The sequence below is a fragment of the Pseudoalteromonas sp. XMcav2-N genome (assembly GCF_024124545.1).
GTDB lineage: Bacteria > Pseudomonadota > Gammaproteobacteria > Enterobacterales > Alteromonadaceae > Pseudoalteromonas.
In genome coordinates this window covers 19,442-35,119 of the sequence record NZ_JAMXSF010000024.1, presented here as the reverse complement: position 1 = coordinate 35,119, position 15,678 = coordinate 19,442, and the positions used below count along the sequence as shown (strand labels likewise).

The window sequence follows — 15,678 nt, the reverse complement described above, 5'->3', positions numbered from 1 at the left end:
TATGCTGACATCCCCGCAGGACATATTAAAAACCGTTCGGCCTAACCAACGCTGTATCACAGCCGAGCAGGCCAAAGCAGAAATGGCGACCAACCAGGGTCTGCTGATTGACGTACGTGAACCTCAGGAACATCAGGAAAAAGCCGCCTCAGGTGCGCTGAATATTCCCCGAGGCGTACTGGAATTTCAATTACCAGCGCTGGAAAAAGACCCCAGCAGGCCACTGTATCTGCACTGTGCTGCTGGCGGCCGGGCTGTGTTTGCCGCCGAACAGCTCACACGCATTGGCTATCAGAATGTCAGTGTGATCACTTGTAAAGCCGATGAGGTATGTCAGGTCTTCGCCTGACGTGCGGCGATATCGGCATCTGAGCGGGTGACGCTTTGATACAGCCAGACCATGCGGTCAAGAAACCAGGTTTTGCTCATAATCACACCCAAAGCCCCAACACTGGTGCTGATGGCTTCATGAAACCACAAGCCCACGGCACACACCAGTGTGCTCAGCGTCAGCAGCACCATAATCACTTTGATCACCTGATAATGCACTAAAGGTACCCGCTCGAGCTGATAGATCAGGATTTGCTCACCCAGGACAGCTTGTGACGCCCAGTTGTGCGTATCCCTGGGTTTGCTGAAACATCTGGGATTCAGCCAAATCCAAAGCAGCAATGCCACCAGTACAGGCCAAAAAGCGATGCCAAGCCAGTCTCGCCACCACAGACAGGCAATCATCAAAGGCAAACAGGAATAGCGACTCCAAACACTCCAGGGGTTAGCATGGCGTGCCCATACTTCTTCGCTCATGGCGAAATATTTGGCGGCAGTTCGTTGCATCATATCGACCTCTAAGATCAGTTTACTTATCAGCCAGTGTAGCCAGAGTCGGCGTTACCCTCTGTTTAAAAATGTCAACGACCGAGTACATTTTCTGACCCTTTGGCGCAACTCGCTAACAGCGTAAGCTCCCGCCTGACCTTACACTGAGCGCACAACAGCAGCGCATTTGGGTTATTCAGTTAAGGAAACAATCATGTTTAAAGGCTTTTCTCTTCTCACCTTAGGATTACTTATCTCTGCCATAATCAGTGGCTGTGGCGACACCAAAGATCATCGTGGCATAGTACAAAAGCACCCGGGAGCCTGGCAAAAAACCGCCTACGGCGAAGCGCTCGATATCACGGCACAGAGCCTAAGCCGCTATGAGTTTAATACCTATGCATGCATCAAAGTCGCGCAGTATTCACTGCCACTCAGTGATGAGTTTGAGGTAGCCCAAGTACGGTTACGCAACAAAGAACAGCTACAACTGACCTATACAGGTGAAGTCTACCCGCATATCTATGATCGTCAGGCATCGCTCCCCGAGGTTTGCCAGTCACCGTTATCCGTCAGTACGGACGCCAGCCCGGTACAAGTTTTTGAGTACTTCTGGCACGCATTTAACGATTATTATGCCTTCTTTGCCCTGCGCGATATGGACTGGCAGGCACAATACGCCCATTATCGTCCTCAGGTCCAGAACGAGATGTCTGACGACGCCCTGTTTGACGTACTGACGCAAATGATTGACCCCCTTGCCGATGGTCATGTCTCGGTTGCCAGAACGCCGGGACATCCGTATTTTGTGATGAAAGACGCCCCTATTTTGCGCGCAGCCCGCGGCACGGCCAGCTACTATCTGCGCTATGACATGCAACTAAGCGACGAGCAGGTCTTCTCTGAGCTGGTTCTGGACTCACTGAACGTCAGCCAACAATACCTGCTCGCTGACAGCATCGGGAGTTTTCCTGCCGAGCTGCAGGAAAAAACCTTACTCTGGGGCAGAACCAAGGACAATGTTGGCGTACTGGTGATCAACAATCTGTCGCAATACAGCAGTGACTCGGATGCTGATGAGACTGAGCATCTCGACGCTGCCACAGTACTGATAGACAACATTATGACCGAGCTGGCCGATACCGATGGGCTGATCCTCGACATTCGCAACAACATAGGTGGCGACGATGCCATTGCCCTGGCCATAGCCTCTCGGTTCAACTCATCTAGTCGCTTGGCATTTAACAAGCAAGCACTCAATCGCGCAGGCCAGGGCGTATTACTCAGTCAATCTCTGAACGCACACCCCAAAGCCTATACCCAACCTGTTTACTTACTCACCAGTCAGCTGACGATCAGTGCCGGGGAAGTTTTTGCAATGGCCATGATGCACCTGCCACACGTCACGTTACTCGGGGAAGAAACCTCGGGGGCGTTGTCGGATATGCGCTTTTTCACCTTGCCCAATGGATGGGAAATTTCACTTTCCAATGAAGTTTACCGGGATGCTCAGGGCATGTTATATGAACAAAAAGGGATCCAACCAGATATTTCCGTGCCTGCCTTTTCCATGCATGCACTGGAAAGTGGCCGCTTTGAAAGCTACGACCTGGCGTTGAATTTGCTCGGCAAAAACACCACTGCATCCTTGTCCGTCAATGAGTTTGAACGTCAGATAACCGCATTGCAGCAACAGGGAAATATACCGGCGGTCGCCGTCAATATTATTCATCATGGTCAGTCAGTCTACAAAAAAGGATTTGGTCAGGCAGATACTCAGGGCACAGCGGTTGATGCACACAGCCGTTTTTATCTGGGTTCTGTCAGTAAAACGCTATTGGGGGCCACCTTAGCGCATGCCGTTGAACAGCAGCAAGTACACCTCGATATCCCCATTGTGCACTATCTGAATTTCTCTATCGATTTTCCGACCCCTCTTGCTCAGGCCATTACCTTACGTCAGCTGATCACCCACACCAGCGGTATCATGGACTTTGAGGACGTATATCGTTGTAACTATTATATTCGAGAGGACGGAGGCAGCTTATATAATCGAGTCAGTCAAAATCCCGTTTGTGCTGAGCCAGTTGATACCCACCCTGGGAAGTTTTTCTCAGCCTACCTGACACAATCAGGTAGCAACTACCATACCCAGAACTTTGTCAGTCGCTTTGGTCTGACGAACAATCAAGCCGCTATCTACACGAACATAGGCTCTGCCCTGGCCGGCTATGTCACTGAACTTGCCAGTGGCAAAACACTGCCTGAATTAACCCAGCATTTTGTCTTTACACCGCTGGCTATGGCACGCAGTGAATGGGCTATTGCAGCCCCTCGCGATGCTGTAGTGCAGCGCTATATTCACCACCCGGAAAGTCAGCAGTTGGTCCCTTTACCTGCTTATGGCAACATCACCTACAGTGAAGGAAGCGCGATCTCTACTGCGCATGACCTGGGGAACTTTCTGATAGCTGCGATGCAGCAGGGTCAATTCAATGGCCAGCAGAGCCTGTCTGCCAACGCGGTTAGCGCAATGCTCAGCCCGCAAACACCTGTCCCAAGTATCACGGTTGAGCGAGGGTATTTCTGGGGAATCGATGGCGATAAGATCTATCATAGTGGCGATGATCCAGGCGTGCTCACTCAGATCTACGGTGATTTACGTCACCAAAGTGGTTTTGTATTGCTTACCAATGGGGATTCAGGCAACGAAGCCAGCGCACAGGCTTACGACGATATAGAGCAACTGGTTCTGCTATTTAGCAACAGCTTCAGCGCGCACACCAGAGCCACACCTTAGAATGTATTAGTGTGCATGCGCCCCGTCTCTTCTGATAACAGCTGAGGCGGGATAGCAGGTAACTGATACGGTGCGACCAGTTTATCCAGGATTTTGTTTTCCGCCATCTGACGCATGTGATTACTGAATTCACGACCAACATGGCTTTGTGCAAATTCACGGCTCATTGCCATATGACCATAAATCACCTGAGTATGACGGTAGGCCATCTTTCTCAGCTGATGGGCTGGCTGCGACAGCACATTCATTGCCAAATCGGCAGTGTCTTCCACGGCAATCACCAGATCAACCCGCCCTTTGAGCAGCAGATCAATGGCAACGCGCTCAGATGGTACTTCGACTTTATCAAGCCGTGTATCTTTATCAAAACGTGGGAAGAAGGCGGCCCCGCGCATTATTGCGATCCGTTTGCCAATCAGGTCTTCGTAACGCTCAACTTTTACCTGGCCATGCTGGTGCCCGTAAAAAACATAGGAGGAAGACAGCGCCATGTAGGGCGGTGTCACAAACGACATCTGGCTCTCACGAGCAGGTGTTCTGACCAGGCCACCCATTACATCAACCTCTCCCTGGGCCAGCATGCGAATACAACGGGAGAAAGGACAGGGCACGGCCTTGACGGTTATGTCTTCGTCACTGTGGTGCTTAATATAATTGAGGATGTCGAGGATCAGGCCTTTTGCATTCCCCTTTTCATCTAATGCGCTGTATGGCGGTGCGTGATCGACCGCTACCAGAATTTGCTCATGGTCAGCAAAGGCCTGTTTTGTTGAATACAAGCTCAATACCAGCATGATTGCTAAAAAAAACTTCATTGCACTACCTACCTCTTGGGCAACTCAGCAACCTAACTCGTCTCCATGTCACAAATATGTCATAAAAAGATAAAATCTTAATCGTAAAGATAACACAAGGTCTCGCGGCTTACTCTGGTTTTTTGTGATTTATTTCGTTTTGATGACTCGAAATAACCTGGTAAGGTCGCAACGAAAAATAGGGCATCACCGTCAGCACATGATCAAGCAAGTCGGCTTGCAAATGTTCATATGGTACCCAGCGTTTATCCTGACTAAAGCAGTATAACTCTACAGGCAAACCATACTGCGTGGGGGCCAACTCTCGCACCATACACAAACATTCCGGATTCACTTGTGGATGCGTTTTTAGATAAGCTTCGGCATAGCGGCGAAACAAAGACACATTACTCCAGCGCTGCTCAGTACTATGCTGCACAATCTCTGCCACCTCAGGCAACTCCTGGCCCAGCGCGCTCAGCTCATCCGGACTCAGTAAGTGGATAGAATCAAAATCAATATATATAGCTCGCTTTATCCGGCGTCCGTTGGACTCCTGCATGGCCCGCCAGTTTTTAAATGAGTCAGAAATGATTTTATAGGTAGGAATGGTGGTTACTGTGTTATCCCAGTTGCGCACGCGCACGGTATTGAGACCGACTTCGATCACCTCCCCGTCGGCACCAAATGCATCAACCTGGATCCAGTCTCCGGTTGCCAGCAGGCGGTTAGCCGCAATCTGAATACTGGCCACTAACCCCAAAATGGTATCTTTAAACACCAATAAGGTCACGGCGGCGATGGCACCAAACCCGGACAAGATATAGGTTGGCGACTTATCTATCGCCAGGCTGATCACTAAAATGGCACAGACAATAAAGATCAACAGTTTGCTGACCTGCACTAAGCTCTGAATAGGGACACTTTTGGCAAATGGCTGCTGGTTGTATATCGCGTTCACTATATTAACTAAGCTGCTCAGCAAGAAGCCTATACTGATCACCAGCAAAACCTGAGAGACCACGCCCAGCACGTTAAATAACCACAGCGGCGCAATAAACAGCGCTTCTTTGAACGCGATAAACATCAGCGTACACATCATCAACGAGAAACGTCCGCTGAATTTACTCAGATAGGGGGCAAGAAAACCGATTTTAGAGGTTGAGTACTCACTTAAAAAGTGCTGAATACGCGGCAGTAGCCACTGACGGATCAACCAAAAGACCAACAGCAAGATCACCAGCGCAAGCACATTGGTGCCCAATATCAGCAAACCTGAATAGGAGGTTGAGCCGACCCAGGGAGCCAGCACTTCACTGAGGTGCGTTACCTTCATGCTTGCTTCACCTCATCGACACACACCGTGCCCCGACCCTGTTGTTGCTCCCAATAAGCAGTCAGTTGCGCATCTTTGTCGAGCCACAGCTGATTCAGGTAAGCCTGAAATGCCACCCGATATTGCTTGTCTGTCTGGTAGTTGCCCAGTGGCACACTGGCCATCGATAATAGTCGGATACGCACATCGATACGCTGTAATTTGCCACACATAAAGCTGCGGCAGATATGCTGATCCGGGCTCTGATAAATCACCGTAGCATCAAGCATGCCGTCGAGTTGCTGTGCTAATACTTCTAACGCGAAAGCCACTCCACCCGCTTTGGGCTTGAGCAAATTGTGAAACTCTCCCCCCTGACGCTGGTGCTTTTGTGCGGTAAAACGAGTCCCTTCAACAAAATTAATCACCGTCGTAGGGTGCTGTCGAAAATGACGACAACTGTGCCGCGTACGCTCGACATCCATCCCTTTAAGCTTTGGGTTTTTAGCGATTTTCGCCTTGCTTGCACGCTTCATAAAGGGCATGCCCAGCGCCCACGCACCGGTGCCGATCAGCGGCACGTATTTGAGTTCATCTTTAAGAAAAAATTTAGGTGCCGGTAATCGCTCTAGTGCGCTAAGCACCACAATGTCTAACCAGCTGATATGATTGGCCACCAGCATATACCAGGCCTGCTCACTCATTTGTTCAGGCAAGTCCAGCACGACCTCTGCACAACCAAGCTGAAGGCCCAGACGATTGCCCCGGCACCAGCCTTTATATGCCCAGTGCAGTATGTCTGACACACCGCGCAGTGGCAAAATACACTTTACCAATCCCAATGCAAATACGACAACGCCCCACAGCAGGGTGTTGACCAGGAGTATCATAGTAGCCAGCGATCCTGCTAGCCAGGCTGGTAAAAACCTTTTCAACATACCACCTCCATCACCTCAACAACTCAGGACTGTTGCGACTTTTCATGCTGTTCGGCAGACACAATATCCCGGCTGTGATCCGCTGCCAACACCTCTAGTTGCTGATCTTTTTGCCCCCACAGACGGTTTAGCTCGCTTTGAAAGCGCACCCTGAATTCATTGTCATTACTGTAGTCGCCAATCAAATCCTGACTGACTGGCATCAACTCTATCTGCACGCTAACCTCGTCAACACGGCCAGCTACAAAGTCCATAAAACTGGGAATACCACCAGGATAGTGGATGGTCACATTCACCACCTGATTGATCTGCTCTCCCATTGCCTGCATCACAAATGCGATACCACCTGCTTTTGGTTTGAGCAGGTGCTTAAAAGGGCTATTCTGGCGCTGATGCTTTTGCTCTGTGAAACGCGTCCCTTCGACGAAGTTGACGATACTCACCGGCATAGTTTTGAACTTTTCACATGCCTTACGCGTGGTTTCAACGTCTTTACCACGGAGCTTAGGGTTTTTCTTCAGCTGACTTTTGCTGGTCCGTTTCATAAACGGAAAATCAAGCGCCCACCAGGCAAGCCCAAGTACAGGCACGTAAAGCAGCTCTTTTTTCAGAAAAAAGTTCAGAAAAGGAATTTTACGGTGCAATACCCGCTGTAAGATCAATATGTCTACCCAGCTCTGATGGTTGGCAATAACCAGGTACCAGTCCTTCGCTTTCACGGTCTCTGGCATTGACACATTGAGTTGAAATGGCGAAACAACCGATTGGTTGAGATTATTACCTGCAACCCACAAACTGGCACACCCTTTGGCAATGCGACTGGCGACTTTTTGCAAAGGCGCAATTGGTAAGAGTTTGATCACCCCCAATAAAAAAATAGGAATAAACCAGACCAATGTATTAATAGCGTATAACAGTAACCCCAGCACCTGACGGATTAACGACATGCAATGTTCCTTTACTACGACTGACGATGGTGTGAGTGATTGCACACTCAGACCATATATTTAGACAAACAAGCTGGCCCTATTACATCATACCGGGGCCTCGGCTGCCAAGGTTCGTGGGGCAGCCGGTACTTACTTACGAATGGACGGGAACTTAGTCTTCAAAATAGGTATAACCACTGAGTCCGGCATGTAGCTGCGCCAGATAGTCGGCTTTAGTCGCCTCATCAACCGCCAGTGCAGAGATTTGCGTGGTAAAATTCTCTGCCAGTGCGGCTTTGTCATAGTGTACAAATCTCAGTACATCTTCAACGCTGTCGCCTTTGATGGCATTGCTCAGCTCGTAGCCTGACTGAGTGAGTTCCACATGAACCGAATCGGTATCGCCAAACAGGTTGTGCAAATCGCCGAGGATTTCCTGATATGCCCCCACCATAAACATTGCAATATGGTACTGCTCACCCGGCTGATAAGGCGGAATAGGCAAGCTGGATTCAATCCCCGCCCCTTCTACGTACTCCCGGATCTGGCCGTCTGAATCACAAGTGATATCCTGAATCACCGCACGTTGTGTCAGAGGTTGGTCCAGCGCCGCTATAGGCATTACCGGGAACAGCTGCTGGATCCCCCAGACATCCGGTAACGACTGGAACAACGAGAAGTTCACAAACAGCTTATCCGCCAGCTTTTCATTGAGCTCGTCCAGCACTTCGCGGTGCGAGCGCGAATGAATATTCAGGCTTTCTTTGACTCTTTGTAAGATAGTGAAATACAGCTGCTCAATTTGTGCCCATTGCTGCATGCCAATCAGGCCATGAACATATTGATCATGACCATCACCAAACAGGTGCATGGCATCATGGTATGTTTCTATCGCCAGTCTGGGAGTCAGCCTTTGCAATGATAACCACAGCTCCTGCTGGATATGGTGTGCTGATTGCGTTGGCGCACTGGGGTTGGCCTGATAAGGCGCTTTTTCCACGTCAATCACATCGGTGATTAGCACTGCATGGTGTGCCGTCAGTGCCCGGCCGGATTCGGTAATGATATCCGGATGACGCAGCCCGTGCTGCTCCGCCACTTCAGCAAAAGCACCCACTACATTGCGGGCATATTCAGCCACGGTGTAGTTCATTGAGCAGGCACTGCGAGACCCGGACCCTTCGTAATCCACACCCAGACCGCCACCCACATCGACTGTTTTTAATGGCACACCCAGCTGAGACAGCTCGGCATAATGGCGGGCACACTCACGTAGTGCGCGCTGAATATCGCGGATATTGGCTATCTGCGAGCCAATATGAAAGTGCACCAGTTGCATTAAGTGCAGTTTGCCTTGCGCTTTGAGCTTGTCCACCGCACTGAGTACCTGACTGGCCGTCAGACCAAACTTCCCTTTTTCTCCGCCTGTGTTCTGCCATTTTCCTTTGCCAATGGAATTGAGACGAATACGAATGCCAATGGCCGGCTCAATGCCCAGAGTCGAGATCTCCTTGAGCAAAGTATCCAGCTCAGAGAGCTTTTCAATCACGATCTGCACTTTATGGCCCATCGCCTGGCCGATTATCGCCAGGCGCAGGAACTCGCTGTCTTTGTAACCATTGCAAACAATGGTGATAGGATCTTTGGCAATGCCCAGTATCGCCATGAGTTCGGGTTTAGACCCGGCTTCAAGACCAACCAGGCCGCTCGGATGTGCCAGTAACTTACTGACTACGGAGCGTTGCTGATTTACCTTGATAGGATAAACACAAGTGTATTGCCCCTGATAAGATTTGGCTGCAGTTGCCTGTGAAAAAGCCTGTGTCATGGTCTCGACGCGGCTATTGAGAATATCGGTAAATCGTACCAGCACGGGCAAAGTCAGGCCTTGCTCCTTGAAGCGCTCGGTTAACTCAACCAGTGAAATTGCCGGTTTTGCGCGATCGCCATCGGGATAGGCAACCAGCTCCCCCTGCTCATTGATGTCAAAATATCCTTCACTCCAGTGAGTGACGTTATAAGTAGCACGCGCGGTTTGCAAACCCCAGGTCATGGCAATCTCTATTAACTAGCTTTACAGACTGCGTATTTTAATACTTAAGGCCAAGATGTGACAATCTTTTGCCAGACCAAGCAACAAAACAGGCCCGTCATTTTGGCGAGCTTTCCGGGCCGAACGACTTTTTCGCCTTGCTTTGTTCCTAACCGAGTCGTCGTTTATGCGCTAAAATAGATTGAGCTGGGGCGAAAGCGCTGGCAAAATCTCTGAAAATTACATCTGCATGAAGGCAACAATGTCAAATTTAGAAGCAAACCGCTGGTTTACTGAGATCAGCGACCGTGATGGCAGCGCGTTCTCATTGCGCGTCAACCGTAAACTGGACGAGATCCAGTCGCCATTTCAGAATGTTGAAATGTACGAGACTACAGATTTTGGTAATCTGATGATCATCGACGGCTGTACTATGGTCAGTACCCGGGAAAACTTTTTCTATCATGAGATGATAAGCCACCCGGCTTTATTTTCTCATCCGGCACCCAAGAATGTAGTGATCATCGGTGGTGGTGACTGCGGTACGCTACGTGAAGTACTCAAGCACCCGGACGTAGAAACCGTGACTCAAATCGACATTGACGAAGTCGTTACGCAAATGTCATTAAAGTATTTTCCTGAACTGTGTGCCTCTAACGATGACCCACGTGCCACCGTGATGTTTGATGATGGCATCAAATATATGCACAACGCAGCGCCAGAATCCGTTGATGTGGTTATTGTCGATGGTACCGATCCGGTCGGACCTGGTGAAGGCCTGTTTAACCATGCATTTTATACCAGCTGCCTGAAAGCACTGCGCCCGGGCGGTATTTTGGTTCAGCAAAGCGAATCTCCACTGATGCATATGACCTTGCTAAAAGAAATGCGCCAGGCCATGCTGGATGTCGGCTTTGTTGATCTGCAAACGCTGCCATTCCCGCAACCTATCTACCCAAGTGGTCTGTGGTCAGCAACGCTGGCACGTAAAGGCGAGATGTTTAACGGCTTCCGCGAAAAGGACGCCGAACAAGCTGGCTTTGACACCGAATATTACAATACCGGAATACACAAAGGCGCCCTGGCAACCCCTGGATTTATGCGCCGTGCTTTTGAAAGCAAAGATTAATGCCTGCTCACTGGCAGCATTTGTCCAGACATAAAAAACCCGGCATCTGCCGGGTTGTTTGTTTTTTGCCTGTCAGTTATTCCTGATGGTACTGACGGCTGAATTCATGTACGGCGTTAATAAACACGCCTGCATTCTCAGGGTCCACATCTGGAGTAATACCATGACCCAGATTGAACACATGTCCTGATCCCTGGCCATAGCCAGACAGGATATGCTGTACTTCTTCACGAATACGCTCTGGTGTACCGTGCAACATAGACGGGTCCATGTTGCCTTGCAGTGCGACTTTGTCACCCACGCGGCGTCTGGCATCGGCGATGTCGATTGTCCAGTCCAGGCCAACCGCATCACAGCCCGTTGCCGCAATGGCTTCAATCCACTGGCCGCCATTTTTGGTGAACAAAGTGACCGGTACTTTACGACCATCGTTTTCACGGATCAGACCATCTACGATCTTATGCATGTATTGTAGCGAGAATTCTTTGTAGTCGCGTGGGCTTAGTACCCCACCCCATGAGTCAAAGATCATCAGAGACTGAGCACCAGCTTTGACCTGTGCATTCAGGTAGTCAATGACGGAATCCGCGACTTTATCGAGTAGCAGGTGCAAGGTCTTAGGCTCGGCAAACGCCATTTTCTTGATCTTGCCAAAGGTCTTGCTGCTGCCGCCCTCAATCATATAGGTCGCCAGTGTCCACGGCGAGCCTGAGAACCCGATTAACGGCACTTCGCCTTTGAGTTCACGACGGATAGTGCTCACGGCGTTCATCACGTAACCCAGTTCATCGGTTGGATCCAGCTTAGGCAGCTTTTGCACATCGCTCAGCGAGCTGATTGGACGTTCGAATTTAGGACCTTCCCCTGTTTCAAAGTACAGACCCAGTCCCATCGCATCCGGAATAGTCAGGATATCGCTGAATAAGATCGCCGCATCAAGCGGGTAACGACGCAATGGCTGCAGGGTAACTTCACACGCCAGTTCCGCGTTTTTACACAGACTCATAAAGTCTCCGGCTTGCGCACGGGTCGCTCGGTATTCAGGAAGATAGCGACCAGCCTGACGCATCATCCAAACGGGCGTAACATCTACGGGTTGCTTCATCAACGCACGCAGGTAACGATCATTTTTCAACTCGCTCATAGCGTAATTTCATTCCAATGCTGTAAAAATTGCTCAGATTGTATCATTAACTTGAATACGTCACTATTGAAACAGCATGCAAATTCCCGTCAGTATGATCTGGATTAACAGAACCAAGAGAAAGTGATTGCTTTTTATCCAATTAGAACAAAATTAAAACCCTTTTACTTCAACAAATTACAAACCAGACTTAAAACACTCGATTAAACTGTTTGCAACAAGGGTAAAAGCTTGCTATAAATTTGCTGCGCTAAGAAGAATAAAAACGCCTTTAAAACCAATAATAATAAAGCTCTATTGCTAAACTGCATTGATAGCCGCTCAGGAATACCGCCTGAGGCGGCTTTTTTGTTTAACTTTTTTAAACATATCGTCAGTCACCCTACCTAATACTTAACTGTTTGACCTGTAAACAAGAGTTATTACCGAACCTACATCAGAAACACTTCCTGTAAATTGCTCACTTGGTAAAAAAATAGGTTGACCTTTGCATCAGTTTTCCTTTTTATAGAGGTCAGATAAACAATTTCGGCATAACCGGTTTTCGGTGTTTACTATCAAGTTTTGACCCCATTTTGGGTCAATCTGTGCCGATGTTTTTGGCAAGCCACGGGCAGATAATGACCCGCTAAGGAGATAACTATGCTGTCACGCTTAGAACAAGCCCAACAAAGGTGGGGAGGTAGCCATAGCGTTATCGACAACTGGTTAGCTGAGCGACAGGAGCTTTTGCTGCTGTATTGTAAAGTCGCAGGACTGTCACCTTTCGAACAGGATGACCACGCCCTGCCTGACCAGCTACAGATCCAGACTTTTTGTCAGATCCTGATGGATTACCTGTCAGCCGGGCACTTCGAAATTTATGATAACCTGGTAGCAGCCTGCAAAGAGAAAGGCCCGCAAAGCCTGAAGCTGGCGCAGTCGCTGTACCCCAGGATCACAGATACCACCGATCTGGCACTGGACTTCAATGACAAGTATGCAGAAATGCAGCCAGACAATCTGATGTCAGACTTTGATAAGGATCTCTCAGAACTGGGAGAAGCTCTGGAATTGCGCTTTGCACTCGAAGATGAACTGATTGATAACCTGTATGCGAATCACAGCGAAGACTGATCACACTGAGTGATTCTGTAAAGTAGAAAAGCAGACAATAAAAAAGGACCGCGTTGGTCCTTTTTTATTGGGTCTTTATTAAAGCCCCATCGACTGATGAGGCTTAGGCTAAGACTAAATTACTCTGAGTCGTGTGCGTGACCGTGGTCTTTCTCTTCCTGGATTTCAAGTAGCTCTACTTCGAATACCAGTGTTGAGTTAGCAGGGATTTTACCCAGGTTACGTTCGCCGTAGCCCAGCTCTGAAGGGATAGTGAACTTATACTTAGAACCAACTGCCATTAGCTGCAGACCTTCAGTCCAGCCAGCGATAACCTGGTTCAGAGGGAAAGTTGCAGGCTGGTTGCGTGAGTAAGAGCTGTCAAATTCAGAACCGTCCAGCAAAGTACCTTTGTAGTGTACTTTAACGATGTCAGTGGCGACTGGTTTTTTACCTTCACCTTCGCTCAGTACTTCATACTGAAGACCTGACTCGGTTACAGTCACACCGTCTTTCTTAGCGTTTGCGGCCAGGTACTCAGCGCCTTCCGCTTTGTTCTTCTCAGCATCTGCTTGTGCTTTTGCAGTTTGCTTTTCACGTACAGATGAATCCAATGCAGTCAGCACTTCACGAATTTTCGCTTCGTCCAGCTTTGCATTGCCATCCAGCGCATCTTTGAAACCACGCATGATCAGAGCCCGGTCTAACTCAATACCCAGCTCTTTTTTGTCTGCCATGTCTTTTTGCAGGAAGTTACCAACCGATGCACCGATACCATAAGCCTGTTGCTGAACTTCTGTTTCCAGCTTCACTTCTTCAACTTTGGCAGTTTTTTCTTCTGCTTTTTGATTACAAGCGGTCAGTGCCAAAACCGCGGCAGCCACTAAAGATAACTTAATTGTGTGTTTCATGTTTTCTCTCCGACAAACCCAGGCTCAGAGTGCGACAATCACTATCCTGGTTGGGTGTCTTTGTTAAAATTATATTAATCTTAAAAAGGGTGGATGCCACATTAACATCCGAAGCGCATAAAGCCAAATTTCTCTAATTTGACATAAAATTCATTTCGTGATCGGCGACATTCATGTACCGATAGGCTAATATCAGTTGAGCGGCCTCTGCAAATTACCCACTAGTCTACTCGGTGCAAATCATGGAGTTAAGAGGAAATACCGAATTTATGCCCAAAATTTTACGGCACAATGCAAAAACTGCCTTATTACTCATCATTTCATCACTATCTGGCTGCTCAGGGGACAGCTCTGACGCCCTGTTAACCGTCGAGCATGCCGCCCGAGGCGCATTCGCCGCCGCTATTTCACACGACGGGCGTTACAGTTTAGTGTCATCCATCGAACATGGGGTGGTTTTATGGGACAACACCACACATGGACTAAAATATCAGTGGTCCCAGTCCCAACAGGCCGATGAACTGGTTCACTCACTGGCCATTGCCCACGATAATTCCAGCGCCGTCACAGCAGCCAATGATCGCTTTGCCATCTGGCGTTTATCTGACGGCCAGAATATTGGCTATTACCAGATAGAACAAGGCACCATCAGAGACATCGCAATCAGCAACGAAGGTCGCTATGTCCTATACGGACGCAGCGACAACGTCGTCGTACATCTCGACTTAGATAGCGGCAGGCGCATAGAGTTCCTTGGTCACCAAGAAAAAATTAATAGTATTGCGTTGTCACCCAATGGCCACTTCGCATTAAGCGGCGCCAACGATTACAGTGCTTACTTTTGGGACACTCGTACTGGGCAGGTGATCCACCGTTTTAACCACCCCAGCCGGGTCACTAAGGTCGCGCTGGATCCCGAGGGGCGCTATGCGTTTACTGCGGACAGTATGAAAAAGGCCAGTATCTGGCAGCTCACTTCAGGTGAAATCAAAGCACAATTACAGTATATTGCGCGGCAAAAGATATTCAGTGCCGTTCGCTTTAATCAGGACGGGCGGTTAATTGCAACAGGTTCACCAAACCGACAACTCACCCTGTGGCAGGTTGAAGACGGTGAAAAACTTGCCACCTGGCGTGTAAAACCACGACAGGGGAGCCGCCCCAAGTCTGCCGTTGTCTTTGATGTCGCATTTACAGGAGACGATGCGACCCTGCTGACAGAAAGTTCCAGCGGCCTGTTAGAACAATTTGCAAGAGAGTAACCATGACAGAACTCGAAGATCGCGTTAATGAACTGGAAGCCAAAGTGGCGTTTCAGGACGACACTATAGAGACTTTAAACAATGAACTGAGTGCGCATCAGGTACGCCTTGCCAAAATGCAACGTCAGATTGAATTACTGGCAGAAAAAATTAAAGAAGGTAAAGACCCGGGTATGATGCCGCAGCATCAGGAGCCGCCTCCGCCACACTATTGATAATGTTACGGAGTCGCTCTGGCTCCGATTATTCAGGTCTGAACACACCAATAACCTGCTCGAACTGGCGCGTTGAAGCCTGAACAGCCTCTTTCGGTTGCGTCATGATATGACCACATTTCACACATTCAACCTTCTCCACGTCATGCTCTTTGTACAACATCATGACGTCAGCCTCATGACACTCAGGACAGGAAGCTCCCGCAATAAAGCGCTTTTTCTTTCTCACCTTTAGTTACCTCAGGTTTGTGGTTCAGTTTACAACTCACAGCATGGGCATTGCGCCCTTTCGGTG

General features: G+C 49.0%; 15 protein-coding genes. 6 read left to right on the top strand and 9 right to left on the bottom strand.

What is annotated here, in order from left to right; all coding sequences use genetic code 11:
* Position 1: 1 nt before the first annotated feature.
* Positions 2–349, top strand: a complete 348-nt coding sequence (locus NH568_RS22175) for a rhodanese-like domain-containing protein (protein ID WP_138549631.1) — start codon at positions 2–4, stop codon at positions 347–349.
* On the opposite strand, the gene NH568_RS22170 is transcribed toward NH568_RS22175, so the two are convergent.
* Positions 334–840: a DUF6653 family protein gene (locus NH568_RS22170; RefSeq protein WP_253110383.1), complete on the bottom strand. Its 507-nt coding sequence runs from the start codon at positions 838–840 to the stop codon at positions 334–336. The genes NH568_RS22175 and NH568_RS22170 overlap by 16 nt on opposite strands.
* Positions 841–1,033: 193 nt before the next feature.
* Between NH568_RS22170 and NH568_RS22165 the strand changes: the two genes are divergently transcribed.
* Positions 1,034–3,619, top strand: coding sequence for a serine hydrolase (locus NH568_RS22165; protein ID WP_253110382.1), 2,586 nt, complete (start codon positions 1,034–1,036; stop codon positions 3,617–3,619).
* Here NH568_RS22165 and NH568_RS22160 read toward each other — a convergent pair.
* From NH568_RS22160 to speA, 5 genes are all read right to left on the bottom strand, one after another.
* On the bottom strand, positions 3,616–4,434 hold the full coding sequence (locus NH568_RS22160) for a transporter substrate-binding domain-containing protein (RefSeq protein ID WP_253110379.1): 819 nt from the start codon (positions 4,432–4,434) through the stop codon (positions 3,616–3,618). The genes NH568_RS22165 and NH568_RS22160 overlap by 4 nt on opposite strands.
* A 109-nt stretch (positions 4,435–4,543) precedes the next feature.
* Entirely contained in the window at positions 4,544–5,749 is a 1,206-nt protein-coding gene (locus NH568_RS22155) for a mechanosensitive ion channel family protein (RefSeq protein ID WP_253110376.1), read from the bottom strand.
* Positions 5,746–6,666, bottom strand: coding sequence for an acetyltransferase (locus NH568_RS22150; RefSeq protein ID WP_253110373.1), 921 nt, complete (start codon positions 6,664–6,666; stop codon positions 5,746–5,748). The genes NH568_RS22155 and NH568_RS22150 overlap by 4 nt, the downstream gene beginning before the upstream one ends.
* A 23-nt stretch (positions 6,667–6,689) precedes the next feature.
* Positions 6,690–7,613 (bottom strand): acyltransferase, encoded by a 924-nt coding sequence (locus NH568_RS22145; protein ID WP_253110370.1) that lies wholly within the window; start codon positions 7,611–7,613, stop codon positions 6,690–6,692.
* 154 nt (positions 7,614–7,767) lie between these two features.
* On the bottom strand, positions 7,768–9,648 hold the full coding sequence (gene speA / locus NH568_RS22140) for a biosynthetic arginine decarboxylase (protein WP_253110368.1): 1,881 nt from the start codon (positions 9,646–9,648) through the stop codon (positions 7,768–7,770).
* Positions 9,649–9,889: 241 nt separating this feature from the next.
* Between speA and speE the strand changes: the two genes are divergently transcribed.
* Positions 9,890–10,756: a polyamine aminopropyltransferase gene (gene speE, locus NH568_RS22135; RefSeq protein WP_253110364.1), complete on the top strand. Its 867-nt coding sequence runs from the start codon at positions 9,890–9,892 to the stop codon at positions 10,754–10,756.
* A gap of 76 nt (positions 10,757–10,832) precedes the next feature.
* Here speE and hemE read toward each other — a convergent pair whose 3' ends face one another.
* A complete protein-coding gene (hemE, locus tag NH568_RS22130; RefSeq protein ID WP_046006930.1) occupies positions 10,833–11,900 on the bottom strand; it encodes a uroporphyrinogen decarboxylase in 1,068 nt (355 codons plus the stop codon).
* A 642-nt stretch (positions 11,901–12,542) separates the two neighbouring features.
* Between hemE and rsd the strand changes: the two genes are divergently transcribed.
* Complete coding sequence (gene rsd / locus NH568_RS22125; RefSeq protein ID WP_138546565.1) at positions 12,543–13,016, top strand: sigma D regulator; 474 nt, start codon at positions 12,543–12,545, stop codon at positions 13,014–13,016.
* Between the two features lie 119 nt (positions 13,017–13,135).
* Here the strand turns inward: rsd and fkpA are convergent, their stop codons facing one another.
* Positions 13,136–13,906: an FKBP-type peptidyl-prolyl cis-trans isomerase gene (fkpA, locus tag NH568_RS22120; protein WP_253110361.1), complete on the bottom strand. Its 771-nt coding sequence runs from the start codon at positions 13,904–13,906 to the stop codon at positions 13,136–13,138.
* 269 nt (positions 13,907–14,175) lie between these two features.
* Between fkpA and NH568_RS22115 the strand changes: the two genes are divergently transcribed.
* Together NH568_RS22115 and NH568_RS22110 are read left to right on the top strand one after the other, a co-directional pair.
* Entirely contained in the window at positions 14,176–15,168 is a 993-nt protein-coding gene (locus NH568_RS22115; RefSeq protein ID WP_253110358.1) for a hypothetical protein, read from the top strand.
* Positions 15,169–15,170: 2 nt separating this feature from the next.
* Positions 15,171–15,383, top strand: a complete 213-nt coding sequence (locus NH568_RS22110) for a SlyX family protein (protein WP_253110355.1) — start codon at positions 15,171–15,173, stop codon at positions 15,381–15,383.
* Between the two features lie 28 nt (positions 15,384–15,411).
* Here NH568_RS22110 and NH568_RS22105 read toward each other — a convergent pair whose 3' ends face one another.
* Positions 15,412–15,612 carry a YheV family putative zinc ribbon protein gene (locus NH568_RS22105; RefSeq protein ID WP_010386993.1) on the bottom strand — a complete coding sequence of 67 codons (201 nt, stop codon included), beginning with the start codon at positions 15,610–15,612 and terminating at the stop codon, positions 15,412–15,414.
* Positions 15,613–15,678: the final 66 nt, after the last annotated feature.

What these genes read in the sequence shown, in the direction of transcription:
- NH568_RS22175 (WP_138549631.1), top strand. Translation starts at nt 2, where the DNA reads ATGCTGACATCCCCGCAGGACATATTAAAAACCGTTCGGCCTAACCAA.
- NH568_RS22170 (WP_253110383.1), bottom strand. Translation starts at nt 840, where the DNA reads ATGATGCAACGAACTGCCGCCAAATATTTCGCCATGAGCGAAGAAGTA.
- NH568_RS22165 (WP_253110382.1), top strand. Translation starts at nt 1,034, where the DNA reads ATGTTTAAAGGCTTTTCTCTTCTCACCTTAGGATTACTTATCTCTGCC.
- NH568_RS22160 (WP_253110379.1), bottom strand. Translation starts at nt 4,434, where the DNA reads ATGAAGTTTTTTTTAGCAATCATGCTGGTATTGAGCTTGTATTCAACA.
- NH568_RS22155 (WP_253110376.1), bottom strand. Translation starts at nt 5,749, where the DNA reads ATGAAGGTAACGCACCTCAGTGAAGTGCTGGCTCCCTGGGTCGGCTCA.
- NH568_RS22150 (WP_253110373.1), bottom strand. Translation starts at nt 6,666, where the DNA reads ATGTTGAAAAGGTTTTTACCAGCCTGGCTAGCAGGATCGCTGGCTACT.
- NH568_RS22145 (WP_253110370.1), bottom strand. Translation starts at nt 7,613, where the DNA reads ATGTCGTTAATCCGTCAGGTGCTGGGGTTACTGTTATACGCTATTAAT.
- speA (WP_253110368.1), bottom strand. Translation starts at nt 9,648, where the DNA reads ATGACCTGGGGTTTGCAAACCGCGCGTGCTACTTATAACGTCACTCAC.
- speE (WP_253110364.1), top strand. Translation starts at nt 9,890, where the DNA reads ATGTCAAATTTAGAAGCAAACCGCTGGTTTACTGAGATCAGCGACCGT.
- hemE (WP_046006930.1), bottom strand. Translation starts at nt 11,900, where the DNA reads ATGAGCGAGTTGAAAAATGATCGTTACCTGCGTGCGTTGATGAAGCAA.
- rsd (WP_138546565.1), top strand. Translation starts at nt 12,543, where the DNA reads ATGCTGTCACGCTTAGAACAAGCCCAACAAAGGTGGGGAGGTAGCCAT.
- fkpA (WP_253110361.1), bottom strand. Translation starts at nt 13,906, where the DNA reads ATGAAACACACAATTAAGTTATCTTTAGTGGCTGCCGCGGTTTTGGCA.
- NH568_RS22115 (WP_253110358.1), top strand. Translation starts at nt 14,176, where the DNA reads ATGCCCAAAATTTTACGGCACAATGCAAAAACTGCCTTATTACTCATC.
- NH568_RS22110 (WP_253110355.1), top strand. Translation starts at nt 15,171, where the DNA reads ATGACAGAACTCGAAGATCGCGTTAATGAACTGGAAGCCAAAGTGGCG.